Genomic DNA, 26,921 nt, shown 5'->3' on the forward strand with positions numbered 1-26,921 from the left:
GCCCGCGTGGGATGCCCGCCATCTGCGCATTACGGCGATCACACACCCGTTTCGGTTACTCTCCCCGAATGTTCGACCCCGTCCCCGCGGCCCGGCCCACCGGTGGTCTCGCCATGCGCTGCTCGAAGGCGCTGCTCTCGCCCTGGTCCCGGTTCTCCCTGCTCGTGGTGGTGCTGCTGTCCGCCGCGTCGACGATGCTGCTGTTCGAGCCGCAGCGACTGCTGGCCTCGGGGTGGCCCCCTCAGCTGACCGGTGGCGGCGCGGCCATGATGTTCGGCCTCGCGTACGGGGTCTGCACGGTGGCGTTCGTCCCGCGCCCCCTCCTCAACATCGCCGCGGGCGCCCTGTTCGGCACCCAGGCGGGGCTGGCGGCGGCCCTGGCGGGCACGGTGCTCGGCGCGGGAATCTCGTTCATGCTGGGCCGGGTGCTGGGCCAGGACGCGCTGCGCACGCTGCTGCGCGGGCGCTGGCTCAAGGCCGCCGACGGGGTCCTGAGCCGGCACGGCTTCCGGTCGATGCTCGCTCTGCGGCTCTTCCCCGGGGTGCCCTTCGCCGCCGCCAACTACTGCGCCGCGACCTCACGCATGGGGTATCCGCCGTTCCTGCTGGCCACGGGACTCGGCTCGATACCCAATACGGCGGCGTACGTCATCGCGGGCAGCGAGGCTGCCTCTCCCACGTCGCCCGCGTTCCTGGCTGCGATGGGGTTCATCGTGGTGTCCGGGCTCGGCGGGGCACTGGTCGCCTGGCGCAAACGCCACCGGCTGGGCGGCGAATGACCCGGGCGTCGGCGATGGACGCCCGGAGACGGGCGGCACGCGTACCTCGGGGCGGGCGGCACCGGTGCCGTGAGGGGGGCAGCAGGGGCAGGCGGCAGAACGTTCACTCACAGGCGATACGCTGCCCGCGACCCACAAAGGATCCCGGGGCCGATGCCCTGATGCGTCCCCTTTCCCTTTGACCGCAATCCGCACGCTGCCGGCGGCCCTGTGCCCACCGGCCGATGCACGATCACCTCCGGGATGGCCAAAGCCCCATGAGCTGGTTCGAATCATTCGTCCTGGGCCTCGTTCAGGGACTGACCGAGTTCCTGCCGATCTCCTCCAGCGCCCATCTGCGGCTGACCGCGGCGTTCGCCGGCTGGCACGACCCCGGGGCGGCGTTCACCGCCATCACCCAGATCGGCACGGAAGCGGCGGTACTCATCTACTTCCGCAAGGACATCGCCCGGATCCTGTCGGCCTGGTTCCGGTCGCTCACCAACGCCTCGCTGCGCAGCGACCACGACGCGCAGATGGGCTGGCTGGTCATCGTCGGCTCGATCCCGATCGGTGTGCTCGGCGTGACGTTCAAGGACCAGATCGAGGGCCCGTTCCGGGATCTGCGGCTGATCGCGACGACCCTCATCGTGATGGGCATCGTCCTCGGTGTCGCGGACCGGCTCGCCGCCCGCGACGAGGCGGGCGGCAAGCACCGCGCGGTGAAGGAGCGCAAGTCCCTCAAGGAGCTGGGGGTCAGGGACGGCCTGATCTTCGGTTTCTGCCAGGCCCTGGCGCTGATCCCCGGAGTCTCCCGCTCCGGCGCCACGATCAGCGGTGGTCTGCTGATGGGCTACACGCGTGAGGCGGCGGCGCGGTACTCGTTCCTGCTGGCGATCCCGGCCGTACTGGCCTCGGGCGTCTTCGAACTGAAGGACGCGGGCGAGGGCCATGTGTCCTGGGGACCGACGATCTTCGCCACCCTGATCGCCTTCGGTGTCGGGTACGCCGTCATCTCATGGTTCATGAAGTTCATCACGACCAAGAGCTTCATGCCCTTCGTCATCTACCGCGTGCTCCTCGGCATCCTGCTGTTCGCCCTGGTGGCGGCCGGTGTGCTGAGCCCGCACGCGGGCGAGTCGGCGGGCTAGCCCCCCCTCCCGGCAGCGATCCGCACCGCCCCGGCCCCGGCCCGTCGCCCCAGGCCGGGGCCGTGCTCGTCCGGGGGATCAGCCCGCGTCGGCGACGGTGTCGGCGAACGTGAAGACGAAGCCGGGCTCACGCGCCTGCGGCCCCGCGTCGTAGGAATCGATGTGGCCACCCGCGGCCAGCACGCGACCGGCCCGGAGCAGCGCGACGGCGTCGAAGTCCTCGGTGTTCCGCTCGGTCCACACCACACGCGAGACCGTGGACACGAGTGTGCCGGCCCGGTCGTGGAGCTCGAAGCAGAAGGTCGGGGGAATGAAACTGCGCACCCCGTTGTCGCTCACGCGTACCGGCAGTGCCACCTGCTGGGATGTCATTCCTCCGTGTCCCATCTGCCGTCCGGGCACTTCTCGGTGGCCAGGCGCGCCTTCCGGTTCACGTCACAGCCGCACAGCCCGCACACCGTCTTCCGGTCCGCCGAGCCCGTCAGGCGGTACAGCGCGTTCCGCATGGGCAGCGCGAGGTGTTCGCAGCCTCGGCAGGCGTCCAGCCGTCGCAGGTAGACCGCGTCGGGCACCTTCTTGAAACCCGAAGCCGCCCAGCGTGTCACCGCGGCCCCGGCCCGCGCCAGCAGTTCGGTGGTGCCGAAGTCCGGAGTGCCGGGGCGGGAGTCGGTGTCGGGGCCGAGCAGGACGTTGAGCAACTCCGGGTCCGTCTTGCAGAGTTCGAGGTGATGGAGGAACAACGGGTCCTCGGAGATCCGGGCGAGCGTCCGTGGCGTCAGTCTGTCCTTGGGGAAGCCCAGCCTCCTCGCGAGCTCGTCCGTGTCTTCGTGCTGTGCTGTCATGTCGTCTTGGACCTGCGAAGCGGTCATGCTCGCCGTTCTCTCCTGCGCTCAGGGGGGGTGGGGTGGTCGTGTGCCGGGCGCCAGCGGCCGATGTGCCGCTGGCGCCGGTGCGGTGCGGTGCGGTGCGCCGGTCGCGCGCTTGGCACCGGGTGGAGCGGGTCGGCCGGGCCTGATGGCCGGCTCGACCGGTTACTTCGCGCAGCCGGGCTTCCCGGTGAGGTCGACCGCCGCGTGGTAAGTGGCGATCCGGCACGCTCCCGCGGGGTGGGCGCACCCTGCGGAGCCTCCGGGCGCGGTGGGGCTGTCGGGGACGCCGAAGAAGGCGGCCATCTGGGCGATCGCCGGGCCCACGGTGTTGCTGTACGAGTCTCCGAACCACACCCGGCGCATGACGTTCCTCACGCCGTGGTAGTCCGCCTGGCCCTCGCACGACAGGCCGCTGCCACCGGTCGGCGGGCCCCCGTAGTGGTGGGCCAGTTCGTGGGCGATGACCAGGCTGATGCCTTCGAGTTCCAGGTCGGCGTCGCGGACGAGGCCCCCCTTGATATCGACGTGGCGGACACCGTTCTCCACCCAGGCGTAGGCGTTGACCTCGTCGCTGGCCCAGTCGAGGCTGTAGGTGACGTCGGGATAGAACGCCCGGTGCTGGTCGAAGAGCGCCTCGGTCCACTCGCGGGCCATGGGGTCGTTGAAGGCTCGCTTGGGAGACGCCTTCTTGGCCTCCGCGACATCGGGCGGAAGGAAACTGCATGCGTGTGGGGGGACTTTGACGTGGGTGGCTTCCGCGGGGATGAAGGTGTTGCCGGTTTCCTGGTCGGCGAAGTTGTTGTTGCTGATGCGGATGGGTGAGGTGTCGGTGAATCCGGCGGGGAGCTCGGGGGCCTGGAGGCTGGAGGGGCCGTATCGCGCGATGTAGTCGGGGGATCCGACGACGGGGATGTTCTCCTGGGTGGAGGAGCGGAAGCCCGCGACGTCGCCGCTGCGGGCGGTGATCTGGACGAGGTAGTCGGCGCTGACGACTCCGTTGGTGTTGAGGAGGTGTCCGTCCAGGGTGTCGGGGACGGTTCCCTTGCCGGTGACGGCGATGTGGTGGAACCCGGCGAGGTAGTCGCCGATGTGGACGCCCTTGATGTCCACGGGTTCCCCGGTGGGTGACATGAGTTGGTCGTCCGTGGTGAGGCGGTCCGCTCGTCTGAGGATCCTGTCGGCGCCCGCGAGGAGGAACAGGTGGTCGCTGGTGACCGCGATCGCGGTGTTCTCGTACCGGACCAGGACGGTGAACTTCTGGCGGGAGGCACCGGTGGTCCCGCCGCTGAAGACGACGGACGCGGGTGCCCATGTGAGACCGGTTCCCGCGGCCAGGACCTCGTCACCCTCGACGTACGTCTCGATGGCCTTGAAGGAACCGTTGCCCTCCTGGACCATCGTGCCGAACGCCAGACACGAACACGAACACAGGCATGGCCCCTGCTCGTCCCGGGTCACGACGGGGTGGTTGACCGCCCACCCCATTTCTTTGCAGACTTCGTTGATTTCGGGGTCTACCGCACCGCAGTGGGCGGATGAACACTGCCTTGGCATTATTCTCCCTCGGAGATGTGGGGCTCAGGGACCCGATCGGCCCGGAGCAGCGGAAATACCTGGCCCTGCGGAGATTCCCTCGTTCCGCCGGATCGCCCGGAGGACAGGCCATCCGGTTTCCGTTGATGTGGCTTCACCGGCCGAAGGATCAGCCGGTGGAGGCGAGGAGGTTGTCCGGCATGGCCGGCCGGCAGCGCGGAATCACATCGCACTGTCCCGGCGGGGCATCATTACCCCACCTGTCAGGGCTGTCCGCCGTGTTGGGCATTCCTTTCATGCCAATGGCGCAGCTCTTTTGGCCCGTGGGCGCAAGCGGTGCGGAGTGAGCGTTCGACCGGTCCGGTGAACGCGGGCGGGGAACGTCCCGGGGGCTCCCTCGCCGATCACGGGAACAGCCGTCGGGCGCGGCGATGCGTGCATGCGGAGGCACAGCCCTTCGGCCGAATGCCATGGTCGCGGAGACAGGCGTGAAGAGGATCAGACAGACTTTGTCCAGGCGCAGTTGGCCATCCCATCGTCCGGAGAGACAGAGGGAGCAGCCGCCGAAAGGCCCGGCGCGAACGGAAAACCCATCCGGCTCTCCGCGGGCGCCTTCCCCGCGCGCAGGACCGTCCTCACTCCTTCGCCGAGCCGATTCGGATGAGATCCGTCGTTCCGCACATCGGACCGGCCTTCGGGGAGAGACATATCTTTCGCCCTGAAACACCGTTCCGGCGATGACTCCAAGAAAGAAAAACATGGCGATCCGAACATGTTCCTCGGCCCACTGCAGAAGCATCAGCTGGGAACTCGCAGAATTCTGCGCCGATATGGGCGTGCCCGTGTCCACCCCGGCGATCACCCGGGACGAGCAGGGAACATGTGCCTGTTCGTGTTCGTGTCTGGCGTTCGGCACGATGGTCCAGGAGGGCAACGGTTCCTTCAAGGCCATCGAGACGTACGTCGAGGGTGACGAGGTCCTGGCCGCGGGAACCGGTCTCACATGGGCACCCGCGTCCGTCGTCTTCAGCGGCGGGACCACCGGTGCCTCCCGCCAGAAGTTCACCGTCCTGGTCCGGTACGAGAACACCGCGATCGCGGTCACCAGCGACCACCTGTTCCTCCTCGCGGGCGCCGACAGGATCCTCAGACGAGCGGACCGCCTCACCACGGACGACCAACTCATGTCACCCACCGGGGAACCCGTGGACATCAAGGGCGTCCACATCGGCGACTACCTCGCCGGGTTCCACCACATCGCCGTCACCGGCAAGGGAACCGTCCCCGACACCCTGGACGGACACCTCCTCAACACCAACGGAGTCGTCAGCGCCGACTACCTCGTCCAGATCACCGCCCGCAGCGGCGACGTCGCGGGCTTCCGCTCCTCCACCCAGGAGAACATCCCCGTCGTCGGATCCCCCGACTACATCGCGCGATACGGCCCCTCCAGCCTCCAGGCCCCCGAGCTCCCCGCCGGATTCACCGACACCTCACCCATCCGCATCAGCAACAACAACTTCGCCGACCAGGAAACCGGCAACACCTTCATCCCCGCGGAAGCCACCCACGTCAAAGTCCCCCCACACGCATGCAGCTGACGGCCCAACCGGGGCCCGACGGACCCACGCCCGCCGGATGCGGCCGTCCGGACGCCACGTCCACGGCCGATTCCCCCGTGAGGCGGTGTCCGTCCGCCGGGCCATGAGCCCGGACGCCTCCGCCTCGGCCCCCGGGAACTCCCCGTACCTCTCCTCCGACTACTGGGAGGAACGTTCAGAGGTAGGTGCGCAGTCAGGGCCCTTCGGCCCGGGAGGAGGCCGAGAGGCATGCACTGGTACGAGGACGACGCGCTCTGGGCGGATTTCGCGCCCACGATGTTCCCGCCCGCCCGCGCCGAGGCGGCCGCGGACCTGGTGGGCTCCTCCCCTCTGCTGGACTTCGCGCCGGGTTCGCGGGTACTCGATCTGTGCTGCGGCCCGGGGCTCTTCGTCGTGCCGCTGGCCCTGCGCGGATACGAGGTCACGGGTGTCGACCTGTCGCCCACGATGCTGGAACGGGCCGGCGGTGCCTGCGCGCGGGCGGGTGCCGAAGCGCGGCTGGAGCGGGCGGACATGCTCACATACGCGGTGCCCGGCGCCTTCGACGTCGTACTGAACGTCTTCACCTCGTTCGGCTACTTCGACGATCCCGAGGACAACCTCCAGGTGCTCCGCAACGCGTACCGGAGCCTCGCCCCGGGCGGGCAGCTCCTGGTGGATGTCATGGGCAAGGAGGTGCTGGCCGGCTGGATCGGGCGCCCGCAGGCCGTCGATCTGCCGGACGGTTCGTACGTGGTCCAGCGGGACGTCGTCCTCGACAGCTGGCGCCGGCTGCGGACCGACTGGACGCTGGTGCGCGGCACCTCGGCGCGTACCGCCTCCCTGACGTCCTGGCTCTACAGCGCCGCCGAGCTGCACACGCTCTTCGAGGACGCGGGATTCACCGATGTGGAGTGTTTCGGCGGTTTCGACGCATCCGGCTACGACCACCGGTCCGCCCGCCTGATCGTCCGCGGGCGGCGCAAGTGAGGCCCCGCGCGGAGCCGGGCCCGCGTACCGCCACCGCCACCGCCGCTGTCGCCGCCCCCCTCCCCGTCCCCGTCCCGGTCCCGGTCCATGAGCACATCACCGACGCGGTCAGGACACCGGACCTGATCCGGCTGGACGGCGAGGTCGTGCTCGCCCGGTTCGAGACGATGAAGGTGTACGCGGCACTCGGCGCCGTCCGCTCGCTCCTGCACCGCGGACGTATCGTCCCGGGGCAGACGCTGATCGACAGTTCGAGCGGGATCTACGCCCTGGCTCTCGCCATGGCCTGTCACCGCTACGGGCTGCGGTGCCACATCGTGGCCTCCACCACCGTCGACTCGGTGATGCGCGCCCAGCTGGAGATCCTGGGCGCGACGGTCGACCAGATGCCGCCGTCGCAGAGCCTGCTGCTCGACCAGGAACGCCGCGTACGCCATGTGCGCCGGCTGCTCGCGGATCGCCCCGGCTTCCACTGGATGCGGCAGTACCACGACTCCGTCCACTACGAGGGGTACCGGGAGTTCGCCGATCTCATCACCGGGTCGCTGCCCGCGGGGCCGGTGACCGTCGTGGGCGCGGTGGGCACCGGAGCGTCCACCGGAGGGCTCGTCCAGGCGCTGCGCGAAACCGGGCGCCCGGTGCGGCTGGTCGGCATCCAGCCGTTCGGCAGCGTCACGTTCGGCAGCGAGGCGTTCAGCGACCCGGAGGCCATCATCGCGGGCATCGGCAGCTCCATCCCGTTCGAGAACGTCCGGCACGAGCTGTACGACACCGTCCACTGGCTGGACTTCCGGCACGCGATGGCCGGAGCGGTCGGCCTGCTGCGCAGGCACGCGGTCTTCGCCGGTCTGTCCACCGGTGCGGCGCACCTCGTCGCGTCGTGGGAGGCCGCCCGCGCCCCGGGGCGGCTGCATCTGGTCCTGGGTGCCGACACCGGACACCGCTACGCGGAGCGGGTCTTCGCCCGCCACCGCGAGGCGCTGGACATGTCCGCCCTGCGGCCCCGTCGCATCGAGTCCCTGGAAGCGCTGCGTCCGCCGTGGTCGGTCCTGGAGTGGGCGCGGCGCGCCGCACCCACGTCCGGTGGCGGTGGCGGTGGCGCCGGGAACCCTGTCCCCGTACCGACCGTGGAGCTGCGGCCATGACCCTCGTCGCACTGGAGTCCCTGTCCTTCGGGCTCGGCCGGATGGCCGCCGCCGCCGCGGAGACCGGGCACCGTCTGTGCCTGCTGACGGGCGACCGGTCGGTGTACCGGCACGAGCTCGCCACGCTGCCGCCGGACGCGCTGACCGTCGTCGACGTCGACACGAACGACCCGTCGGCGACGCGCCGCGCGCTGGCCGCCGTACCCGACACGGCCGGGCTGATCAACACCACCGACACCTGGAGCGTGCCCGCCGCCGAACTCGCGGCCTCCCTCGGGCTGCCCGGCCCCGCCCCCGACACGGTCCGGCTGCTGCGCGACAAGTCCCGGGTACGCGCGCTGCTGCACGCGCGGGGGCTGAGCCGGAGCACGGCCGTGCGCATCACCGGGGGACGGGCGGGGGCCGGGGAAGTACTGCGCCGGGTGGGACTGCCCGCGGTGCTCAAGGACTCGGCGGGCACCTCGTCACGCAATGTCTGGATCGTCCACGACGAGGAGTCGCTGCACCGGGCGCTCGACGAGGCAGCCCAACAGCCGTTCATGGGCTCGCTGTTCGCCGAGGCGTTCCTCGCCGGGCCGTTGTACAGCGCGGAGACGCTGAGCTGGGACGGCACCACCCGGCTGCTCGGTGTGCTCAGCCGCCAGACGTCCCGGGAACCTGCGGTACGGGAGGAGGCGGCCGCGTTTCCGGTGGCGCTGCCCGACGACGACGGCTCCGACGGCGCACCCGGTGACGGGCACGACGGCGGAGGGAACAACAGCCGGCCGACCGGCAGCCGGCGCGGGATCGAGCGCTGGGTGGGCCGGGTGCTGCACGCGGCCGGGCACCACCGGGGCTTCGCCCATGTGGAGTTCATCCTCACCGCGCACGGCCCGGAACTGGTCGAGATCAACCGCAGGATCGGCGGCGCCCTGGTGGGCGAGGTGCTGTGCCGCTCGCTGGGAACCAATGTGTACACGGCGATGATGGAGGAGGCGCTCGGCCGCCGGCCGCGCCTGATGGACACCCCGCTGGACCGTACGGGGCCCGCGTACGGCTTCGTCCTCGTCCACGCGGACCGCCCGGGAGTGCTCAAGGGCTGGCACGGTCTGGGTGAACTGGCCGCGTTCCCCGGCTCCGTGCGGTGGTATCCCACCCGGGAGCCCGGTGAGACCCTCGCCCATGTCACCGACCAGCGCGGCTGCACCGGCATCGTGCTGGCCGAGGCGGCCACCGCCGAGCTGGCACAGCACCGGGCCTGGAGCGCGGCGACCCGGGTGCGCCCGATCGTCGTCGGCGGGGCGTGAGCGTGCGGAGCACCGGCGGCACACGGGCGGGCGGCGGCGGGCGGACGGCCGGCCGGGGGCGTGGAGGGCGGTGAACGGACGGCGGGCGGGCGGGGCGGTGGACGGTGAACGCGCGCCCGGCCGACAGCGGTTCACCGCCCCGCAGGTGTTCCTGGTGGCCGGTTCCTTCCTGATCACGCTGGGCAGCTTCGCCGTCCTGCCGTACATGTCGGTGCTGCTGCACCAGCGGCTCGGGCTGGGTCTGGGCACGGTCGGCTCCGTGCTGGCCGTCGCCTCGCTGATCCAGTTCTCCGGGGGCGTCGTCGCGGGGCCGGTGACCGGGCGGATCGGGCTGCGGCGGTCGATGCAGCTGGCGCTGGCGCTGCGCACCGCCGGGTTCGCGGCGTTCGTACCGGGGCTGACCAGTCCGGTCCTCGCGGTCGGGGCGCTGTTCCTGGTGTCGGCCGGGGCCGCGCTCTATCTGCCCGCCAACAAGGCGTACCTGGTGGACGGCGCCACCGAGGAGGGACGGCCCCGGCTGCTGTCGGCGAGCAGTTCGGCGTTCAACGCGGGCATGGCACTGGGGCCGCCGCTCGCCGCACCGCTCGTCCTCGGCTCGCCCGCCGTGCTCTTCTCCTGCGTCACCGGGCTGTTCGCGCTCGTGGGCATCGGCCACGCGCTGCTGCCTCCGGGGACGGGGACAGGGCCCGCAATTGGGACGTCGGCACCGCAGCGGAAGCCGGCGCCGGCAACGGCGGACCGGCCGAAGGGGAGCCCGGAGGACGGGTGCGGTGAGGGCGGGAGCGCCCGGGACCGGAGCGCCGAGGACCCGGGCGGTGACCGGCGGCGGAGGCCTTCGCCCTTCGCGGTGACGGTCCTGAGCGTGTACGTGTTCATGTTCTTCCAGCACTACCTGGCGCTGTACGCGGTGCCGCGCACCTCGGCGGCCTTCTACGGAGCCGTGCTGACGGGCTACGCCGGCCTCCTCGTCGTCGCACAGCCGCTGCTGTCCCGCCGGATCGCCGCCCTGACGTACCGGGGTGCGATGCGGCTGGGCTTCGGAGCCATGGCGGCGGGTGCGGCGGGCATCGGCCTGGGCGGATACGTGGGCATCGGTGCGGGCAGCGCCCTGATGTGCCTGGGCGAGATCGTTCTCTTCCTGAAGAACGACCTGGAGGCCCTGGCACGCTCCCCCGCACCCGCACCCGCGGCGGCGGTCTTCGGTCGCCAGCGGCTGGCGGCGGGGATCGGCGCGTTCGGGAGCGGGGTGGTCGGCGGCCTGTTGTACGGGGCGGCGGAGACGGCCGGCTCCGCACGGGGGTTCTGGGCGGCGGTGTGCCTCCAGGGGCTGCTGCTGCCCCTGGTTCTCCTCGGTGGGCGGGCGGCACCGTCATCCGGGGCCGCCCGCCACCCGGGCGCGGAACGGCCGCCGGGCGGACCCGGCAGACCGTTCCGATCCTCGCGCTGAGGGACGGCTCTCAGGGTCCGACCCGGCACGGGACGTACGGGTCCGCGGGGCTGTCGGTCCGCGCGGCGAGCTGCCGCCCGCCCGGGTCCGGGCCCCACAGTTCCGCGAGATCCCGCCGGGCCCGGGCCACCCGGGAGCGCACCGTACCGATGGGACATCCGGCGGCGGCGGCCGCCTCCTCGTAGGTGAGACCCAGGAGCTGGGTGAGCACGAAGGCCTGCCGCCGGGCGGGCTCCAGACTCCGCAACGCGTCGAACACCGCGACGGACTCGTCGAATCCGGGCAGATGACGTGGCTGGGCACGCTCCACCGCGGCCTGCCAGTCGGCGGTGTCGGCGATCCGGGGACGGGCGGCGGCCGTGCGGTGACGGTCGATGACGACCCGTCGCGCGATCGACAGCAGCCAGGTCCGGGCGCAGGAACGGCCCGCGAATCCCGCCAGCCCGGTCATGGCCCGCAGATAGGTCTCCTGGGCCAGGTCGTCGGCGCCCGGCACATCCGCGCTGAGATGGGCGACGAACCGTCGCACGTCGTCGTAGGTCGCCCGGACGAACCGCTCGGCGGCCTCCCGGTCGCCGCCTCCGGCGGCGAGTGCCCAGCCGGTGATCTGTAAGTCGTTCTGCCGGGCGGGGAACACCCGGGGCCGGGGCACCCGTACGGGGATCCGCGGCGCCGGGGCCGGCGGTGCGGAGGGCACCCGTGCGGGGGGCGCTTGGGCAGGGGACATCGGGGCAGGGGGCATCGCCATGGTTCCTTCGCGTCCTCGCGGAGCCGCGGCGTACCCGCGCGCGGCTCCTCGTCGCCATGTCCCGGGGCGGTGTCGCCCGCGGGACCGGCATGCCTGTCGCGAGTGCCGCACCCGGCGTGGGCGCGCGCACCCGCAACCGCCCCGGGGCATGTCTGCCCGACGGGACGGGTGAAGGTCAGAGAATGCGGACGCGCGGGGGTGGTCCCCGCCGGGTGAGCCCGTGCAGCGCGAGAAGGTCCTGGAGGCGGCGCCCCGGTCTGCGCCGGGGCCGCCACCGTGCCACCGGGGCCGGGTCCGCCTCGCGGGCCGACCAGATCCGCCAGGCCGACCACAGCGGGGCGCACACGAACAGGGCCAGGGAGCGGCCGAGTTGGACGAGCGCAGCCTCACCGCCCCACAGCCACCAGCCGCAGAGGAGTCCGGCGATCACATGCGCCATGAGCATGCCCGCGCCGGCCGGGGAGCCGTCGAGGACCGCCGCCGACGCCATCGCGTCCATGGGGGCCCCGGACATCGTGTCGTGCGCCGAATGTGTCATGGCTCCGGAGGCGGAACCGGGGCTCCCCCGGCCGCCCGCCCCCATGGCTCCCGGCAGACGGGGCTGTACGGAGGTGAAGAAGGTGTGCAGCGACAGCTGGCCCACGGCGCTCGCCGCCACGGTCACCGGGCCGCTCCGCACACGGCCCGCCAGCCACCAGCCGCCTCCGCACACCAGCAGGAAGGCGGACGCGAGGCCGAGCGGCGGCAGGGTCCCGCCGGACATGAGCGCGTGCCCGAGCCCGGACACGGCGACGCACACGACCGCGAACATCACGGTCCGTACGAGGCGGGGTGCGGGTCCGGCTCCCATGGCGGCCATCGTGCCAGCGTCACCTGCCCCCACGAGAAGAGCAACAGATCACCGGATAGCCGCAGTTCGTCCGATATCACGCGATACGCATGGCGAGTGATCCATGTCACACGCACGTCCGGGGAACTTTCACCCCCTCCTTCCCGACTGCTCCAACAACGCGTCTGCGCATGCCTCGTGGCCCGGGGCCACGCATCCGCCCCACCAGCCGACGCCACTGAAGAGGCCGTATGACGAACCCGCCCGCCGCACCCGAACCGGCCGGGACCACCGCCCCCGCACAGGTCCCCGCGCAGGCCGGCAGCCCCGGTCCCGGCCAGGCGCCCGCACCCGCCCCCCGGCAGCCACGGCCCACACTCCGGTCCGACCTGCGCGCCTCCCTGCCCGACGGCCTCGTCGCCCTGGCCGTGACCGCGGCCGTCTTCGCCCTGCTCTACGTCCGGATCCGCGACAAGTCCTCCTCCACGGTCACCGTCATGCCGTTCATGGCCGACGCGGGCGGCTTCTGGATGTACTTCCTGAGCCAGGCGTTCGGCTGGTCCGCGCTGCTCTGGGCCTGGGGCACGGTCATCCTCGGCCTGCTGCTGTCCGGCTCCCGCCCGGGGCGCCTGCCGGTATCGGGCCCGCGCCTGGAACGCCTGCACCGCACGACGAGCCTCAACACCATCGCGCTCATCGCCGCCCACGCGCTGCTGTTCGCCGCGGAACTGGTCCGGCACGACACGGCGGCCTGGAACTCGGCCCTCGCCACCGCCCTCACGGAGGCCCTCGTCCCCGGCGGCTACGACTCGGGCACCGGCCGCGTCGCCATCCCCGTCGGGCAGGCGGCCCTCTATCTCGCGATACCGCTGGGCCTGCTCTTCTACGTGAGGCATCGCATCGGCCCCAGGACCTGGCGCGTCCTGCACCGCTGCGTGATCGTCGTCTATGTGCTGAGCGTCTGGCACACCCTGCTCTACGGCACGAACGTCTGGTACGACGGCTGGTTCCGCACCGGCGTGTGGCTCCTCCAGCTGCCGATCGCGGCACTGCTGCTCCTGCGCCTCCTGCGGCCGGCCCGCCGCTCGGAACGGCTGCCCGCCCGGCCCGGCGGCCGGCCAGGATCATGGGGGCGCTGGACCCTGCGCCTGGGCGGCCGGCTCGTCGCGGCCGGAATCCTGGTGGCCCTCGTCGCCGTCGTGGTCAGCGGCAACGACGGCGGCCGGTCCATGCCGCCGGACGACACGTCCTCCACCCACAACCACGACTGACGCGTCCCGCCGGGGCGCCGCGCGCCGGGCGGCCGTAGCGTAACGGAAGGACCCCGTTCCGGGACGTATGACCGCCAACCGGGACACACTGCGGACAAAGGGGGCTTCGGACCTGCGGTCAGGGCCGAAAGTCCCTCCCGTTCCGACCCCACGAGGACAAGGCTGGGACGTGCAAGGCCCCGCACCCTGGAGGGAATCATGACCACCAACGAGCTTCCCGTAATCGCCGCCGTGGACGGTTCGCCGCACAGCTGGGACGCGCTCGACTGGGCCACCCACGAGGCCGTGCGGCGGCGTCTGCCCCTGATGATCGTGCACGTCCGGCCGCTCACCCGCCGGATCGGCCAGGAGGCTCAGCAGCGCGAGGCCGAGGAACTGCTCACCGAGTCCGTGCGCCGGACCAAGCTGATCGCCCCGGAGCTGCATCCGTCGACCCACGCGCCGCTGGACTTCCCCTCGGCCGCGCTGGTCTCGCTCAGCGGCGACGCGTCGATGGTCGTGGTGGGTTCGCGCGGTCTCGGCGGATTCCGGTCGCTGATGATCGGCTCCAACAGCCTGGCGACCGCCTCGATGGCCCAGTGCCCCGTCGTCGTCATCCACAGCGGCCGCGGGGACGAGGACGACGCACAGGCCCCCGAAACCGTCTTCCCCGACATCGTCGCGGGGGTGGCCGCCGACGAGAGCAGCGAGGCGGTGCTGGACTTCGCCTTCGAGACCGCCGCCTCCCGGCCGGGCGCCCGGCTGCGCATCGTGCACGGCTGGACGATGTTCTCCTCGATGCTGTCGGGCGGCCCCGTCTTCGACCGGGAGGCCGCCGCGGACTCGGCGGAGCGGACCCTCGCGGAACTCACCGCGGGCCGGCAGGAGAAGTACCCGCAGGTGCACGTCGTACGCGAACCGGTCAGCGGTTCCGCTTCCCGCACCCTGGTGACCGCTTCGGCCACCGCGGCGTTGACCGTGATCGGGCGGCGCAAGGGCGGCGAGTCGCTGGGGCTGGGGCTGTCGCCGGTGGCGCAGACGACCGTCACACACGCGCTGGGGCCGGTGGCCGTCGTCCCCTGCTGAAGCCGGCGGCACAGTCCGGTGCCGTCCGCGCCGACGCGGACGGCACCGGCCTGTGCGAGCCTCTTGGCCTCGCGCACGTCGTGACAGAGACTTGGCCGATGACACAGCGTGTGGCACTCGCGACCGTAATGGATCAGCTCGCCATCGATGCAGTGATCACCGGCTACGCGGTGGCCGTCGACGACGGCGCCTGGTCGGACTACAGCGCCCTGTTCACCCCGGACGGCCGCGCCGACTACCGCGGCGCGGGCGGTGTGGAGGGGCCTGCCGCCGAGGTCACGCAGTGGCTGGCGGACACCATGCGGCTCTTCTCCGTACGTCAGCATCTGATCGTCAACCGCCGGATCGGCCTCCAGGACCTGGGCGGCTATCCGGGTGACCGTGCCGAGGTGCAGGCCGACTACCTCAACCCGATGCGGCTGGCCGACCCGGCGACGGCCTCGGGCGCCGCCGGGAGCGGGGACACCGCGCCGGACTTCGTCTCCGGCGGCCGGTACGCCTTCGAGCTGTCGCGTACGGAGCCGGGCTGGCGGATCCGCAGCGTCGTCGTCCACGAGAAGTGGCGGCGAACGCCGGGCCGCGGCCCGAACCCGGCCTGAGCCGTTCCGCGCCGCCGCTCCCCGGCCCCCGTCCCCGGCCCCCGTCCCAAGCCCCCTCTCCGGCGCCGCTGCTCCCGCCCCGTCCGGCGACGCGCCGCGGTCCGCTGCCTTGTCCCCCTCCGGTTGGCCTCCCGCACACTGGGCACGAAGAGGGTGTCCGGCGGAAACGGACCGCTCACCCGGACATGACGAGGAGGACACGGCATGCGGAAGCGGCGCGGGCACGTTCCGGCCGGCCGGGTCCCGGCCGACGGCACCCCTGCCGCTCGGGCACCCGGCCGTGCGCGTACGGCGGGTGCGCGGCTGCTGGCCTCACTCTGGGGACGCGGCGCCGCCGCCCTGCTCGCGGGCGCGCTGCCGGCCCTCGCCTTCCCCGCTCCGGGGCTCCTGTGGTTCGCCTGGGTCGCGCTGGTCCCCTGGCTGCTGCTGATCCGGTCGGCGGGGACGGGGCGCCGTGCGGCGCTGGACGCCTGGATCGGCGGCACCGGCTTCATGATCGCCGTGCACCACTGGCTGATGCCGAGCCTGCATGTGTTCATCGTCGTCCTGGCGGCGCTGCTGGGCCTGCTCTGGGCCCCGTGGGGGCTGCTGGTGGCCGGGCTGCTCGGCGGCCGCCCGTCCGCCCCGCGTTCGGTGGCCGCCGTGGTCCTCGTACCGTCCGGCTGGCTGATGATCGAACTGGTCCGCTCCTGGGAGGGCCTGGGCGGTCCCTGGGGGCTTCTCGGCGCCTCCCAGTGGGAGTTCGCGCCCGCGCTCCGGGTGGCGTCGGTGGGCGGCGTGTGGCTGGTGACCCTGCTGGTGCTGGCGGTCAACACGGGCGTCGCGCTGCTGCTCGTCGCGCCCGCCGCCCGTGCGGCCGGCGGTCTCTCCCTCGTGGCGTGTGCCGTGGCCGTGGCGGCGATGTGGAGCTGGGCGCCGCGGCCGGAGCACGTCGGGACGGCCCGGATCGCCGTCGTGCAGCCGGGTGTTGTCGAGGGGCCGGGCAGCGTGCAGCGCCGCTTCGCGCGCAGCGAGGAGCTGACCCGTTCGCTGGCCGGGCGCGATCTCGATCTCGTGGTGTGGGGCGAGAGCAGTGTCGGGGTGGATCCGCTGCGGAGCCCGGCGACCGCGGCACGGCTCGCGGCGCTCTCGCGCCTGGTGGGCGCCGAGCTGCTGGTGAACGTGGACGCGCGGCAGACGGACGCGTCGGGCCGGACCGGGATCTTCAAGTCCGCCGTGCTGATCGGGCCCGGCGGGCCCACCGGTGACCGTTACGACAAGATGCGGCTGGTGCCGTTCGGCGAATACGTCCCCGCGCGTGCGGCGCTCGGCTGGGCGACCTCGGTCGGCAAGGCCGCGGGGGAGGACCGGCTGCGCGGCACCCGGCCGGTGGTGATGACACTGCCGGGCGGACAGGGGCTGCGGTTCGGGCCGCTCGTGTGCTTCGAGTCGGCGTTCCCCGACATGAGCAGACAGCTGACCCGGGACGGTGCGCGGCTGCTGATCGCCCAGTCGTCGACCTCCTCGTTCCAGCACAGCTGGGCGCCCGCACAGCATGCGTCGCTCGGGGCGCTCCGGGCCGCCGAGACCGGCCGCCCGATGGTGCACGCGACACTCACCGGTATCAGCGCGGTGTACGGGCCGCGGGGCGACCGGGTGGGCGGCCCGCTCGGCCCCGGGACGAGCGGCGCCGCCGTTTTCGACGTACCGCTGGCCCGCGGCACCACGCTCTACGTCCGGCTCGGCGACTGGCCGGTGTACGGCGCGCTGGCCGCGCTCGCGGCCCTGTGCGCCGCCGAGGGGCTGCGGCTCCTCAGGAGGCCTGCTCCAGCGACTCCCGCACCACCCGTTCGCACAGCTCATGGGTCGCCAGGGCGTCCCGGGCGCTGAGGACCTTCCCCGCGCGGACGGCGTCCAGGAACGACAGCACGCTCTGCTCGATGCCGCGCTGCCGGGCGACCGGCACCCAGTCGCCGCGCCGCCGCAGTGTGGGCTGCCCCTTGTGGTCGATGACGTCGGCGAGGTTCACGACCTGGCGCTTGGTGTCCTGGCCGGAGACTTCGAGGATCTCCTCGGTCGATCCGCTGAGCCGGTTCATCAGGCCGATGGCGGTGAAACCGTCGCCGGACAGCTGGAGCACCACGTGGTGCATCAGACCGTCGACGATCCGGGCGCGTACGGACGTGTGGTCGACGGGCCCCGGCACCAGGAAGCGCAGGGTGTCGACGACATGGATGAAGTCGTCCAGCACCAGGGTGCGCGGGTCCTCGGGCAGCCCGACCCTGTTCTTCTGCATCAGGATCAGCTCGCGAGGGTGCTCAAGGCACTGCGCGTAGCCGGGCGCGAGCCTGCGGTTGAATCCGACGGCGAGGCTGGTGCCCCGCCGCTCGGCCAGCTCCACCAGACGCTCGGAGTCGGCGAGTCCGTAGGCGAGCGGCTTGTCGACATAGGTGGGGACACCGGCTTCCAGGAGGCGGCCGGCGATCTCCGGGTGCACCGAGGTCGGGGCGTGCACGAAGGCCGCGTCCAGATCCTGGGCGAGCAGCGAGTCGAGCGAGGTGTGACGCTGTGCGGCGGGGATCCGATGGGTCTCGGCGACCGCGTCGAGCGTGGCGGGCGTACGGGTCTGCAGATGCAGTTCGACCCCCGGCAGCATGGTCAGCACCGGCAGGTAGGCCTTCTGCGCGATGTCGCCGAGCCCGATGCAACCGACCTTCACAAGGATCTCCCTATCGCTGTGTCATATGCCTGACGTGGTCCCGGCAGCATACGTGCGCCGCGGCGGCGGCCGGCCGGCGAAGCTGTCGCGGGTGCGCACGACGCGTGCGGAGGTACGCGGGGCAGGTGCGGGGCGCGCTCGGCACGCGGCCGGAAAAACGCCTGGCCACGACCTTGATCGATGGACGAGTATGGCCGCCATGACTGCTGTGGAACGCTCCGAACCCGCCATCGACGCCGCCGAACGCCCCATGCTGGAGGGCTGGCTGGACTATCACCGCGAGACACTCGCCATGAAGTGCGCGGGCCTCACCGACGCCCAGTTGCGGGAGGCGTCCGTACCGCCGTCCGCCTTCACCCTGCTCGGTCTCGTACGGCATATGGCGGAGGTCGAACGCGGCTGGTTCCGCGAGGTACTGGCCGGTGAGGACGTGGCGCTGATCTACGGCACCGACGAGGATCCGGACGGCGAGTTCCATCTCACCGAAGCCGACACCTGGGCGGAGGCGGAGGCCACCTGGCGCGCGGAGATCGCGCAGGCCCGGGAGATCGCCGCGAGGTCCGGCCTCGACGACATGTCCGTGGGGCTGAGCCGCCGGCACGGCAAGCCGTTCAACCTGCGCTGGATCTACACGCACATGATCGAGGAGTACGCCCGGCACAACGGCCACGCGGACCTGGTGCGCGAACGGATCGACGGCGCCACCGGCGCCTGACGGCCACCGCCACGCCGTAACGGGCGCGTCACTCGTGCGGGCCAATCCTGCCGCACCGGCCCCCCGGGCGGCCTCCCGCACAGCAGAGTTGCCCGGGTGCATCGAACGAGAATCACCGCGAAGCTCCTGGTGGGAGTGGCCGTCACAGCGGTCTCCGGCTGTGTGTCGGTGGAGCCCTCGGCGGATATTCCGCCGCGTCCCGGCTCCAGCAGACCGGTTCAGGACGTGACGCCGCAGATCGTGCAGCCGCCCGCCGCCCACGAGGCCCTGGAATCCTTGGAGTCGGAGTCCCTCCCGGACCCGAAGCCCTCCCCCGTTGCCTCCGCGCCGCCTTCCGCCTCCGCCCATCGGGCCCCCGCCGCAGTCCGGCGTCCCGCGCCGCTCACGCCTCGGCTGCGGGAGGCGGTGGAGTCACCGAAGCGGTGGATCCCAGGCCGGCTGCCGCGTGTCCCGCCTCCCGGGGCACGGGCCGTACCGCGTTCCCCCGGTGGCACCCCCTCGGATGTCTGCGCGCTGGGCCGGGGGTACGGGGGCTGGCCGGCCGGCAGCCCCCAGTCCAGGATCTGCGAACAGACCTACGGCGACTGAGAGCCTGTCGGGTGGCCTTCGATCGGCGCGTGGACGCGGCATGGTGCGTGCGATTCCAAGGCGCCGGGATGGCCTGGTAGCTCCGCTACGAGGCCATTTCGGCAACGCCGGAAGCGTGCGTGCCAGGGCGTGGCCGCCCGATCAGAGGTCACCCGACAGGCTCTGAGCCCACGGCCCGGCCCGGGGGGTCATCGCTGCCGCATCCGCACCTCCAGCCGGTCGATGGCGGCGCGGACCCCTCCGCCGTGCCCGCCGTCCGCGAGGCCGTCGGCGGCGGCCCTGGCCCGGTGCAGATGGATCCGGGCCGCCTCGGGGCGCTGGAGCTTCAGATAGTCCGCCGCGAGGCTGAGATGCAGTGAGGGGGAGAAGGACCGCACCGCCACGGCGTCCCGGTGTTCCGCCGCACGCTCGCCGCTCAGCTCCTCCGCGGCCGTCAACGCCCGCAGGTCCCAGGCCAGTTCATCACCCGGGTCGTCCTGGGTGTCGGCCATGTAGTGCGCGAGGGTGCAGCGGTGGAGGGCGTCGCCGTCCTCACCGATCTCCGACCAGAGGGCGCCGAAGCGGTTCCGGGCCTCCTCCCGGTCACCGCCGTGGAGCAGCATGACCGCCTGGCCGATCCTGGTCGTGACGGCGTCCGGGGACGCCTCCTGCCGCTCCACCACTGCGCTCTCCCTCGTGCCCCGTACCGCCGGTCGCGGTCGTGCCGGCACCGAGGGCCGTCCCGTAGTCCCTGACGGGCGCACGACGACGGCCACGGCACCGCGCGGAGTTGTCGGAACATCCGCATACGTCCAGTATGCGGACGTTCCTCCGCCGTGCGGTGCACCCGCATCCGCCGCCGCGCGCCGGTCCGCCGGGGAGGGCACGACGTCCCGGCCGCAGCCGTCACCGTTCCCGCCGAGGCGTGGACGGCGGCCCGCCGGCCGGGCTCAGCCCAGGTCGGGGATGCGCCAGTCGATCGGCTCGTGCCCCTGGGCGGCGACCGCCTCATTGATCTGGGTGAAGGGACGCGAGCCGAAGAACTTCTTCGCCGAGAGCGGTGAGGGATGTGCTCCCTTCACCACCACATGGCGCTCCTCGTCGATCAGCGGAAGCTTCTTCTGGGCGTAGTTGCCCCAGAGGACGAAGACCGCCGGGTCGGGGCGCGAGGCCACCGCGCGGATCACCGCGTCGGTGATCTTCTCCCAGCCCTTCCCCTTGTGCGAGTTGGCCTCACCGGCCCGTACCGTCAGCACGGCGTTGAGCAGGAGGACACCCTGCTCGGCCCACGGCATCAGATACCCGTTGTCCGGGACCGGCAGGCCCAGCTCCTCCTTCATCTCCTTGTAGATGTTGCGCAGCGAGGGCGGGGTCTTGACCCCCGGGCGCACGGAGAAGCACAGCCCGTGCCCCTGGCCCTCGCCGTGATACGGGTCCTGGCCCAGGATGAGGACCTTCACCCGGTCGTACGGAGTGGCGTCCAGCGCGGCGAAGACCTGCTCGCTCGGCGGATACACCGGCCCCTTGGCCCGCTCTTCCTCGACGAAGTCCGCCAGCTCCTTGACGTACGGCTTCTGCAGCTCTTCGCCGAGGACGCCGCGCCAGGACTCGGGCAGCAGGTCGGTGTCGGTCACGTCCACAACCTCCGGTAAGCAATCAGTTCTTGACCACAGAACCTACCGGGCACCACTGACAACGGGCGTTCGAGGCCTACCAGCTGGTCTTGCGGTACAGCTCCCACAGCTGCATGACGGTCTGCGGGTCCAGTGCGCGCTCGCCGCCTCCGATGTCCTCGCCGGAGGCGACGTACAGCTTGCCCTGCCACAGCGGCAGCAGCCGGACGTCCTCCACCAGGATCTCCTGGGCCCGTTCGAACTGCTTGCTGACCGCGCCCCGGTCGCTCTCCTGCCGCGTGGAGGGGATCAGCTGCTCATTGATCTCCTTGTTCATGTACGGGGTCCCGGTGACGCTCTCCTTGCCCATGAAGGGGGCGATGAAGTTGTCGGGGTCCGGGAAGTCGGGGAACCAGCCCCGGCCGAAGACGGGGTACTCCCCCTTGGTGAAGCCCTCCTGGAAGTCCGTCCACGGCTCGCCCTTGAGCGTGATGTCGAAGAGGCCCGAATCCTCCAGCTGGCGCTGGAGCTCCTCGAACTCGGGCTCCGTGGAGGAGCCGTACCGGTCGGTGGTGTACCAGAAGGTCATCTTGACCGGCTTGGTGATGCCCGCGTCGGTCAGGATCCTCTTGGCCTTCTTCACGTCCGGGTCGCCGAAGGTGTCGAAGAAGCTGGTGGTGTGTCCGGCGATGCCCTTGGGGACCATGGAGTACAGCGGCTCGGCGGTGCCCCGGTAGACCTTGGCGACCAGCTCGTCCCGGTTCACGAGGTGCGCGATGGCCTTGCGGACGGCGGGCTTTCCGGCGGCCTCGTCCTTCGGGTTGAAGACGAGGAAGCGGATGTCGGCGCCGACCGTCTCGACGATCTGGAGTCCGTCGTTGTCGGCCTTGTTGTCCTCCAGGCTGACGACCTCCTCGGCGGTCAGACCCCGGTAGATCGCGTCGATCTTCTTCTTCTTGAGCGCGGTCACCAGCTGCGCGGATTCCTTGAAGTACTGGACGGTGACCGCGTTGTTCTTGCGGTTGGCGAAGCCCTTGTAGTCGGGGTTCTTCGTCATCTCCGACGCGACCCTGGGCTTGTAGGAGTCCAGGAGGTACGGGCCGGAGCCGGTGACCTTGCCGTCGTCGCGGAGCTTGTCCTTGGGGTAGTCACCGGGCGCGACGAGCGACATCGCGGGGGTGGCCAGGATGAAGGGGAACGTGGCGTCCGACTTGTTGAGGTGGAAGACGACGGTGTCGTCGCCCTTGGTCTCCACCCGGTCGAGGGAGCCGAGCATGCCGATGGGGCCGCCCTTGACCTTCAGATTCACGATCCGGTCGATGCTGTACTTCACGGCCTCGGCGTCGAGCCTCTCGCCGTTGGAGAACTTCAGCCCCCTGCGGAGCGTGCACCGGTAGGCCATGCTCGTGGCATCGGTGAACTTGCAGTTCTCCGCGGCGTCGGGCTCGGGGGTGGTGGTGCCGGTGGGGAAGCTGACCAGCGTCTGGAAGACGTTTCGCATCAGCTCCCACGAGTTGTCCCAGGCGGCCGCCGGATCCAGGGTCGAGGGCGAGCTCGTCGAGCCGACGACGATCTTCTGGTCGGTGTCCGAGTCGCTGCCGGAGAGCAGACCGCAGCCGGCCAGCAAAGAAAGGGAAGCAAGGGCTGCAGCAGCCTGCAGACTGGCCCGGTAGAACACGTGCACGCTCCTCGATCAGCCATGGGTCGGCAGACCATACCGCAGCGCCCCACCGGGTCAATCCTCAGGCCCGGCAGGGCACTTGAGTCAATCAGGGCGAAACCGGTTCAGGCCTCTCTCAGCCCACGCCCGCGTTCAGGAGAATCCCGCCGTCGACCACCAGGGTCTGTCCGGTGATCCAGTCGGACTGCCCGGAGGTGAGGAAGGCCGCGGCACCACCGATGTCCTGCGGCGCTCCGAGCCGGCCGAGCGGGTAGGAGGCGACCACCTCCGCCTCGCGGCCCTCGTAGAGCGCCTCGGCGAACTTGGTCCTGACCACGGCGGGAGCGATCGAGTTGACCCGGACGACCGGTGCGAACTCGTGCGCCAGCTGGAGGGTCAGGTTGACCATGGCCGCCTTGCTCATGCCGTACGCGCCGACGAAGGGCGAGGCGGAGATACCGGCGACCGAGGCGATGTTGACGATCGCCCCGCCGTTCTCCTTCTGCCAGGCCTTCCAGGTCTGCTGGGCGAAGCCCAGCGCCGAGATCACATTGGTCTCGTAGACCTTGCGGACGACGTTGAGGTCGAGTTCGGCGATCGGGCCGAAGACCGGGTTCGTCCCCGCGTTGTTGACGAGGAAGTCGACCCGGCCGAACGTCTCCATGACCCGCTCGACGGCCGCCGCCCGGTGGGCCTCGTCGTGGGCCTTGCCGGCGATCGCGATGACCCTGTCCGAGCCGAGCCGCTCCACGGCCTCCTTGAGGGCGTCCTCGCCGCGGCCCGTGATGCACACCCGGTCGCCGCGGGCGACGAACGCCTCGGCGATGCCGTAGCCGATACCCCGGCTGGCGCCCGTGATGAGGGCGACCTTCCCGCTGTCCTGCACCGTCATGATGTCCGTTGCCCTTCGGGTCAGTTGAGGGGTCCGCCGGCCACGTACATGACCTGCCCGGAGACGAACCCGGCGTCCTCGCCCGTGAAGAAGGCGATGGCGTTGGCGATGTCCTCGGGGCGGCCGACACGCTGCACCGGGATCTGGGTGGCCGCGGCGGCCTGGAACTCCTCGAAGCCCATGCCGACCCGGGCCGCGGTCTGCGCGGTCATCTCGGTGACGATGAAGCCCGGGGCGACGGCGTTGGCGGTGACGCCGAACTTGCCGAGCTCCTTGGCCAGGGTCTTGGTGAAGCCCTGGAGGCCCGCCTTCACGGCGGAGTAGTTCGCCTGCCCGCGGTTGCCGAGCGCCGAGGAGGAGGACAGTGAGACGATGCGGCCGAACTTGGCCTCCACCATGTGCGACTGGACCGCCTTCGCCATCAGGAACGCGCCCTTGAGGTGCACGTTCATCACAAGGTCCCAGTCCAGCTCACTCATCTTGAAGAGCAGGTTGTCGCGGAGCACGCCCGCGTTGTTGACGAGAATGGTCGGGGCGCCCAGCTCGGCGGCCACCCGCGCGACGGCGGCCTCCACCTGGGCGCTGTCCGACACGTCGCAGCCGACGGCGAGGGCGGTGCCCCCGGCGGCCGTGATCTTCTCGACCGTGTCCTCGCAGGCCGCCTCGTCGAGGTCGAGTACGGCCACGGCGCGGCCCTCGGCCGCCAGGCGTACAGCGGTGGCGGCGCCAATGCCCCGCGCCGCTCCCGTCACGATGGCGACACGCTGCTCGGTGGTGGACATGCTTGGTTCTCCTCGCCCTTGGATCGCGGCTCAGCGGACGTCGGGACAGTCCTGGAGCACGCGTTCCCTGACAGAAGAGTCCCGATGACTGAGCAACCGCTTAGTACCTTCAGCAGACGAGACGCTAGAAGCCCCGGCACCCGGTGTCAACGGCCCACGGGAACAGTGGCCGCATGTCACACCCGACGGGGTGGCTCCGCACGTCTCCGGGCCACCGGGCCGGGACCGGTCAGCGCACCAGCAGGTCGAGCAGCCGGTCGACCTCCCCCGCCGGGTCCAGGGTGAGGCCGCTGTGCACGGCACCCGGCTGGACGACCGTGGAGCGCGGCGCGATCAGCCAGCGGAAGCGCCGCCCGGCGTCGTCGCCCGCCGCCTGCCCGGCCCCTTCGCCGCCGCCGCAGACCCCCTCGACCGCGCGCAGGGCGGCCCGTACCCCGACGACGTCGGCGTCCGGGTCCAGTGCCTTCAGCTTGTTCTCGTCGAGGTGCGTACGGGCCGCCACGAAGGACTTGGCCCGGCAGTACACAAGGACACCCGCGTTGAAGCACTCACCGCGCTCGACCCGCGGGACCACCCGCAGCAGCGCGTACTCGAAGACATCGCGCTCGCTCATCGGCCGTTCTCCTCGCCGCTCCGCGCGGCACTGTTCCGGCCGGCCCCGCTCTGCGCGACGCGGTCCTTCTTCGTCGGGTGGGGCCAGGGAGCGAGGTGATCGGTGAGCCAGCCCGGGGCCCTGGAGGGGGTGGTCCTGGTGGGGGCGTCCAGCGTGATCCGCTCATGGACCGTGGCGGCGCGCGCCAGCAGCGGCCGCACATACGCCCGGCGCAGCTCGTCCGTCGAGCCGAAGCCGGGCTCGTCGGTCAGCCAGGCGTCCGGCACATCGGCGGTGACCTCGGTGAGCAGCTCCTCGGTGACGAGCGGGGCGAGCGCGGCGGCCGCGGCCGCGATGTCCGGCCCGAAGGGCGCGAGGACGTGGTCGGAGGCGTTGTAGGGCTTGGCCGCCGATGCCTCCGCACCCGGCCAGTTGTGGTGCCAGATCATGGTGGCGCCGTGGTCGATCAGCCAGGGGTCACCGTGCCAGACCAGCATGTTGGGGTTCCGCCACGACCGGTCGACGTTGTTGATCAGCGCGTCGAACCACACGATCCGCCCGGCCTCCACCGGGTCCACCTCGTACGCCAGCGGATCGAATCCGAGCGAGCCGGGCAGATAGTCCATGCCGAGATTCAGCCCGCCGCTCGCCTTGAGCAGCTCCTGCACCTCCTGGTCCGGCTCCCCGAGCCCGATCACGGGGTCGAGCTGGATGGTCACCAGCTCGGGGACCCGCAGCCCCAGCCTGCGGCCGAGCTCCCCGCAGATGACCTCCGCGACGAGGGTCTTGCGGCCCTGGCCCGCGCCGGTGAACTTCATGACGTACGTACCGAGATCGTCGGCCTCGACGATGCCCGGGAGCGAGCCGCCCTCACGCAGGGGCGTGACATAGCGGGTCGCCGTGACTTCTGTCAGCATTTCCCCAGGCTATACGGCGCGGCTCCCTGCGAATCCGCACCCGAGTTCGGAATGGCAGGAAGCCGCGCGCGGCGCTCCTGGTTCAGCTGGGTCTTCGGCGCTCCCCCTCCGCCGGGCGGCGCTTCCGGTCATCTTCCTGAATTCCCTCTGGAATCAGCCCCGCAGCCCCCGCCCAGGGTCAGGCCGAGATCCAACCCGGCGGTCGGCTCGGTCATCCCGGGGTGGAGATCTCAGAAGCGCGGGCTCCATCGTGTCCGTATCCGGATGAGAGGTGTCACAGTGAAACTCGGAATGTTCACCGGCTGTCTTCCCGGATGGGATCCGGACCGCATCGCCGCATGGGCCTCCACAGCCGGATACGAGACTCTGGAGGTCGCGGTCTGGCCCAGTGACCGCGCGTCCGAGGGAAGTCACCTGCGTGTGGCGGACTTCACCCCGGCCAAGTCGACGACACGAAGGTCTCGCTCGAAAAAAACGGCTTGGAAATATCGGCTCTGGCCTATTTCGAGAACAATCTCCATCCGGATCCCGCCCGTCGGCAAGGAGTTCGCAACCATCTGAAGAAGGCCATCGACTCGGCGCGGAAGCTGGGCGTCCCTCACGTCGGTACCTGGATCGGCCATGACTGGACCGCATCGATCTCGGACAACATCAAGGAGGCCGAGCGCATCCTGCCGGAGCTCGTCGAGTACGCCGGCGAGCGGGACGTCAAGCTCCTCGTGGAGAACTGCGCGGCGGAGGGCTGGCACCCGGACGGGTACCCCGCGAACCTTGCCTACTCGCCCGAACTCTGGGAATGGATGTTCTCACTCGGCTTCTATCTCAACTGGGACCTTCACATCTCGTCTGGCTCGGTATCGATCCGGTGGGGACCATCGCTCCGTACATCGACCGGATCGCCCATGCTCAGGCCAAGGACGTGGAAATCGACAACGCCGCTCGACAGCGGTACGGCTTCTACGGCCGGGTCGACAAGGGCGACACCCCCTGGGACATGGGCTGGTGGCGCTATCGCATGCCCGGACTGGGAGAGATCGACTGGAAGCGGACGGTGGACCGGCTCCATGCGCTCGGCTTCACAGGAACTCTGGCCGTCGAGCACGAGGATCCGGTGTGGGGCGGCGACGACGAGCGCGTCACCCAGGGGCTGCGTATCGCCCACCGGACGCTGCGGCCGCTGATCGTCGCCTGATTGCCGGGAAGCCGGACGGACG

Annotated in this window: 27 protein-coding genes and 1 pseudogene; 15 read left to right on the top strand and 13 right to left on the bottom strand. The window is 71.2% G+C overall.

Annotated elements, in window-relative coordinates:
- Positions 1-68: 68 nt before the first annotated feature.
- Both OHA98_RS25235 and OHA98_RS25240 read left to right on the top strand, forming a co-directional pair.
- Positions 69-779 carry a TVP38/TMEM64 family protein gene (locus OHA98_RS25235; RefSeq protein ID WP_266929023.1) on the top strand — a complete coding sequence of 237 codons (711 nt, stop codon included), beginning with the start codon at positions 69-71 and terminating at the stop codon, positions 777-779.
- A 257-nt stretch (positions 780-1,036) separates the two neighbouring features.
- Positions 1,037-1,909 (top strand): undecaprenyl-diphosphate phosphatase, encoded by an 873-nt coding sequence (locus OHA98_RS25240; protein WP_266929024.1) that lies wholly within the window; start codon positions 1,037-1,039, stop codon positions 1,907-1,909.
- A gap of 78 nt (positions 1,910-1,987) precedes the next feature.
- Here the strand turns inward: OHA98_RS25240 and OHA98_RS25245 are convergent, their stop codons facing one another.
- The 3 genes from OHA98_RS25245 to OHA98_RS25255 all read right to left on the bottom strand — a co-directional run bounded on the left by OHA98_RS25245 (position 1,988) and on the right by OHA98_RS25255 (position 4,263).
- Positions 1,988-2,281, bottom strand: a complete 294-nt coding sequence (locus OHA98_RS25245) for a hypothetical protein (RefSeq protein WP_266929025.1) — start codon at positions 2,279-2,281, stop codon at positions 1,988-1,990.
- Positions 2,278-2,751 carry a hypothetical protein gene (locus tag OHA98_RS25250; RefSeq protein ID WP_266929026.1) on the bottom strand — a complete coding sequence of 158 codons (474 nt, stop codon included), beginning with the start codon at positions 2,749-2,751 and terminating at the stop codon, positions 2,278-2,280. Before OHA98_RS25250 ends, OHA98_RS25245 begins: the two co-directional genes overlap by 4 nt.
- Before the next feature lie 189 nt (positions 2,752-2,940).
- Positions 2,941-4,263 (bottom strand): hypothetical protein, encoded by a 1,323-nt coding sequence (locus tag OHA98_RS25255; RefSeq protein ID WP_266929027.1) that lies wholly within the window; start codon positions 4,261-4,263, stop codon positions 2,941-2,943.
- An 806-nt stretch (positions 4,264-5,069) separates the two neighbouring features.
- On the opposite strand from OHA98_RS25255, the gene OHA98_RS25260 reads away from it, so the two are divergent.
- The 5 genes from OHA98_RS25260 (at position 5,070) to OHA98_RS25280 (ending at position 10,759) form a co-directional block, all read left to right on the top strand.
- Positions 5,070-5,912: a hypothetical protein gene (locus OHA98_RS25260; RefSeq protein WP_266929028.1), complete on the top strand. Its 843-nt coding sequence runs from the start codon at positions 5,070-5,072 to the stop codon at positions 5,910-5,912.
- 228 nt (positions 5,913-6,140) lie between these two features.
- Positions 6,141-6,881 (top strand): class I SAM-dependent methyltransferase, encoded by a 741-nt coding sequence (locus tag OHA98_RS25265; RefSeq protein ID WP_266929029.1) that lies wholly within the window; start codon positions 6,141-6,143, stop codon positions 6,879-6,881.
- 95 nt (positions 6,882-6,976) lie between these two features.
- Entirely contained in the window at positions 6,977-8,026 is a 1,050-nt protein-coding gene (locus OHA98_RS25270) for a pyridoxal-phosphate dependent enzyme (protein ID WP_266930903.1), read from the top strand.
- Positions 8,023-9,312 (top strand): argininosuccinate lyase, encoded by a 1,290-nt coding sequence (locus OHA98_RS25275; protein WP_266929030.1) that lies wholly within the window; start codon positions 8,023-8,025, stop codon positions 9,310-9,312. The genes OHA98_RS25270 and OHA98_RS25275 overlap by 4 nt, the downstream gene beginning before the upstream one ends.
- Before the next feature lie 97 nt (positions 9,313-9,409).
- On the top strand, positions 9,410-10,759 hold the full coding sequence (locus OHA98_RS25280; RefSeq protein ID WP_266930905.1) for an MFS transporter: 1,350 nt from the start codon (positions 9,410-9,412) through the stop codon (positions 10,757-10,759).
- 10 nt (positions 10,760-10,769) lie between these two features.
- Here the strand turns inward: OHA98_RS25280 and OHA98_RS25285 are convergent, their stop codons facing one another.
- On the bottom strand, positions 10,770-11,396 hold the full coding sequence (locus OHA98_RS25285; RefSeq protein ID WP_266930906.1) for a sigma-70 family RNA polymerase sigma factor: 627 nt from the start codon (positions 11,394-11,396) through the stop codon (positions 10,770-10,772).
- A 286-nt stretch (positions 11,397-11,682) separates the two neighbouring features.
- Positions 11,683-12,357 carry a hypothetical protein gene (locus OHA98_RS25290; RefSeq protein WP_266929031.1) on the bottom strand — a complete coding sequence of 225 codons (675 nt, stop codon included), beginning with the start codon at positions 12,355-12,357 and terminating at the stop codon, positions 11,683-11,685.
- Between the two features lie 230 nt (positions 12,358-12,587).
- Here OHA98_RS25290 and OHA98_RS25295 point away from each other — a divergent pair, with 230 nt between their 5' ends.
- The 4 genes from OHA98_RS25295 (at position 12,588) to lnt (ending at position 17,140) form a co-directional block, all read left to right on the top strand.
- Positions 12,588-13,607: a ferric reductase-like transmembrane domain-containing protein gene (locus OHA98_RS25295; RefSeq protein WP_266929032.1), complete on the top strand. Its 1,020-nt coding sequence runs from the start codon at positions 12,588-12,590 to the stop codon at positions 13,605-13,607.
- A gap of 198 nt (positions 13,608-13,805) precedes the next feature.
- Positions 13,806-14,672, top strand: coding sequence for a universal stress protein (locus OHA98_RS25300; RefSeq protein WP_266929033.1), 867 nt, complete (start codon positions 13,806-13,808; stop codon positions 14,670-14,672).
- Between the two features lie 98 nt (positions 14,673-14,770).
- On the top strand, positions 14,771-15,271 hold the full coding sequence (locus OHA98_RS25305) for a nuclear transport factor 2 family protein (protein WP_266929034.1): 501 nt from the start codon (positions 14,771-14,773) through the stop codon (positions 15,269-15,271).
- 204 nt (positions 15,272-15,475) lie between these two features.
- Complete coding sequence (gene lnt, locus OHA98_RS25310; RefSeq protein WP_266929035.1) at positions 15,476-17,140, top strand: apolipoprotein N-acyltransferase; 1,665 nt, start codon at positions 15,476-15,478, stop codon at positions 17,138-17,140.
- Here lnt and OHA98_RS25315 read toward each other — a convergent pair.
- On the bottom strand, positions 17,064-17,969 hold the full coding sequence (locus OHA98_RS25315) for a Gfo/Idh/MocA family protein (protein ID WP_266929036.1): 906 nt from the start codon (positions 17,967-17,969) through the stop codon (positions 17,064-17,066). The genes lnt and OHA98_RS25315 overlap by 77 nt on opposite strands.
- Positions 17,970-18,168: 199 nt before the next feature.
- Between OHA98_RS25315 and OHA98_RS25320 the strand changes: the two genes are divergently transcribed.
- Both OHA98_RS25320 and OHA98_RS25325 read left to right on the top strand, forming a co-directional pair.
- A complete protein-coding gene (locus OHA98_RS25320) occupies positions 18,169-18,684 on the top strand; it encodes a DinB family protein (protein WP_266929037.1) in 516 nt (171 codons plus the stop codon).
- 96 nt (positions 18,685-18,780) lie between these two features.
- Positions 18,781-19,272 (top strand): hypothetical protein, encoded by a 492-nt coding sequence (locus tag OHA98_RS25325; protein ID WP_266929038.1) that lies wholly within the window; start codon positions 18,781-18,783, stop codon positions 19,270-19,272.
- Between the two features lie 188 nt (positions 19,273-19,460).
- Here OHA98_RS25325 and OHA98_RS25330 read toward each other — a convergent pair whose 3' ends face one another.
- From OHA98_RS25330 to OHA98_RS25360, 7 genes are all read right to left on the bottom strand, one after another.
- Positions 19,461-19,934: a hypothetical protein gene (locus tag OHA98_RS25330; protein WP_266929039.1), complete on the bottom strand. Its 474-nt coding sequence runs from the start codon at positions 19,932-19,934 to the stop codon at positions 19,461-19,463.
- Between the two features lie 267 nt (positions 19,935-20,201).
- A complete protein-coding gene (locus tag OHA98_RS25335) occupies positions 20,202-20,885 on the bottom strand; it encodes a uracil-DNA glycosylase (protein WP_266929040.1) in 684 nt (227 codons plus the stop codon).
- Positions 20,886-20,961: 76 nt separating this feature from the next.
- Positions 20,962-22,542 (bottom strand): ABC transporter substrate-binding protein, encoded by a 1,581-nt coding sequence (locus OHA98_RS25340; protein WP_266929041.1) that lies wholly within the window; start codon positions 22,540-22,542, stop codon positions 20,962-20,964.
- Between the two features lie 118 nt (positions 22,543-22,660).
- Entirely contained in the window at positions 22,661-23,416 is a 756-nt protein-coding gene (locus OHA98_RS25345) for an SDR family oxidoreductase (RefSeq protein WP_266929042.1), read from the bottom strand.
- Positions 23,417-23,436: 20 nt separating this feature from the next.
- Positions 23,437-24,198 (bottom strand): 3-oxoacyl-ACP reductase FabG, encoded by a 762-nt coding sequence (gene fabG / locus OHA98_RS25350; protein WP_266929043.1) that lies wholly within the window; start codon positions 24,196-24,198, stop codon positions 23,437-23,439.
- A 229-nt stretch (positions 24,199-24,427) separates the two neighbouring features.
- Complete coding sequence (locus OHA98_RS25355; protein ID WP_266929044.1) at positions 24,428-24,811, bottom strand: DUF3037 domain-containing protein; 384 nt, start codon at positions 24,809-24,811, stop codon at positions 24,428-24,430.
- A complete protein-coding gene (locus OHA98_RS25360; RefSeq protein WP_266929045.1) occupies positions 24,808-25,707 on the bottom strand; it encodes a HipA family kinase in 900 nt (299 codons plus the stop codon). The genes OHA98_RS25355 and OHA98_RS25360 overlap by 4 nt, the downstream gene beginning before the upstream one ends.
- A 479-nt stretch (positions 25,708-26,186) precedes the next feature.
- On the opposite strand from OHA98_RS25360, the pseudogene OHA98_RS25365 reads away from it, so the two are divergent.
- Positions 26,187-26,399 (top strand): annotated as a pseudogene (locus tag OHA98_RS25365) (sugar phosphate isomerase/epimerase); the annotation flags it as partial.
- A gap of 104 nt (positions 26,400-26,503) precedes the next feature.
- Positions 26,504-26,899: a sugar phosphate isomerase/epimerase gene (locus OHA98_RS25370; protein ID WP_266929046.1), complete on the top strand. Its 396-nt coding sequence runs from the start codon at positions 26,504-26,506 to the stop codon at positions 26,897-26,899.
- The last annotated feature ends 22 nt before the right edge of the window (positions 26,900-26,921 follow it).

The organism is Streptomyces sp. NBC_00654 (genome assembly GCF_026341775.1).
Taxonomy (GTDB): domain Bacteria; phylum Actinomycetota; class Actinomycetes; order Streptomycetales; family Streptomycetaceae; genus Streptomyces.

Bases quoted from the DNA above. Each gene is read 5' to 3' on its own strand.
- OHA98_RS25260 (WP_266929028.1), top strand. From the start codon at position 5,070: ATGGCGATCCGAACATGTTCCTCGGCCCACTGCAGAAGCATCAGCTGG.
- OHA98_RS25240 (WP_266929024.1), top strand. From the start codon at position 1,037: ATGAGCTGGTTCGAATCATTCGTCCTGGGCCTCGTTCAGGGACTGACC.
- OHA98_RS25255 (WP_266929027.1), bottom strand. From the start codon at position 4,263: ATGGGGTGGGCGGTCAACCACCCCGTCGTGACCCGGGACGAGCAGGGG.
- lnt (WP_266929035.1), top strand. From the start codon at position 15,476: ATGCGGAAGCGGCGCGGGCACGTTCCGGCCGGCCGGGTCCCGGCCGAC.
- fabG (WP_266929043.1), bottom strand. From the start codon at position 24,198: ATGTCCACCACCGAGCAGCGTGTCGCCATCGTGACGGGAGCGGCGCGG.
- OHA98_RS25250 (WP_266929026.1), bottom strand. From the start codon at position 2,751: ATGACAGCACAGCACGAAGACACGGACGAGCTCGCGAGGAGGCTGGGC.
- OHA98_RS25290 (WP_266929031.1), bottom strand. From the start codon at position 12,357: ATGGGAGCCGGACCCGCACCCCGCCTCGTACGGACCGTGATGTTCGCG.
- OHA98_RS25265 (WP_266929029.1), top strand. From the start codon at position 6,141: ATGCACTGGTACGAGGACGACGCGCTCTGGGCGGATTTCGCGCCCACG.
- OHA98_RS25370 (WP_266929046.1), top strand. From the start codon at position 26,504: ATGGATGTTCTCACTCGGCTTCTATCTCAACTGGGACCTTCACATCTC.
- OHA98_RS25235 (WP_266929023.1), top strand. From the start codon at position 69: ATGTTCGACCCCGTCCCCGCGGCCCGGCCCACCGGTGGTCTCGCCATG.
- OHA98_RS25355 (WP_266929044.1), bottom strand. From the start codon at position 24,811: ATGAGCGAGCGCGATGTCTTCGAGTACGCGCTGCTGCGGGTGGTCCCG.
- OHA98_RS25360 (WP_266929045.1), bottom strand. From the start codon at position 25,707: ATGCTGACAGAAGTCACGGCGACCCGCTATGTCACGCCCCTGCGTGAG.
- OHA98_RS25305 (WP_266929034.1), top strand. From the start codon at position 14,771: ATGACACAGCGTGTGGCACTCGCGACCGTAATGGATCAGCTCGCCATC.
- OHA98_RS25345 (WP_266929042.1), bottom strand. From the start codon at position 23,416: ATGACGGTGCAGGACAGCGGGAAGGTCGCCCTCATCACGGGCGCCAGC.
- OHA98_RS25295 (WP_266929032.1), top strand. From the start codon at position 12,588: ATGACGAACCCGCCCGCCGCACCCGAACCGGCCGGGACCACCGCCCCC.
- OHA98_RS25245 (WP_266929025.1), bottom strand. From the start codon at position 2,281: ATGACATCCCAGCAGGTGGCACTGCCGGTACGCGTGAGCGACAACGGG.
- OHA98_RS25320 (WP_266929037.1), top strand. From the start codon at position 18,169: ATGACTGCTGTGGAACGCTCCGAACCCGCCATCGACGCCGCCGAACGC.
- OHA98_RS25275 (WP_266929030.1), top strand. From the start codon at position 8,023: ATGACCCTCGTCGCACTGGAGTCCCTGTCCTTCGGGCTCGGCCGGATG.
- OHA98_RS25300 (WP_266929033.1), top strand. From the start codon at position 13,806: ATGACCACCAACGAGCTTCCCGTAATCGCCGCCGTGGACGGTTCGCCG.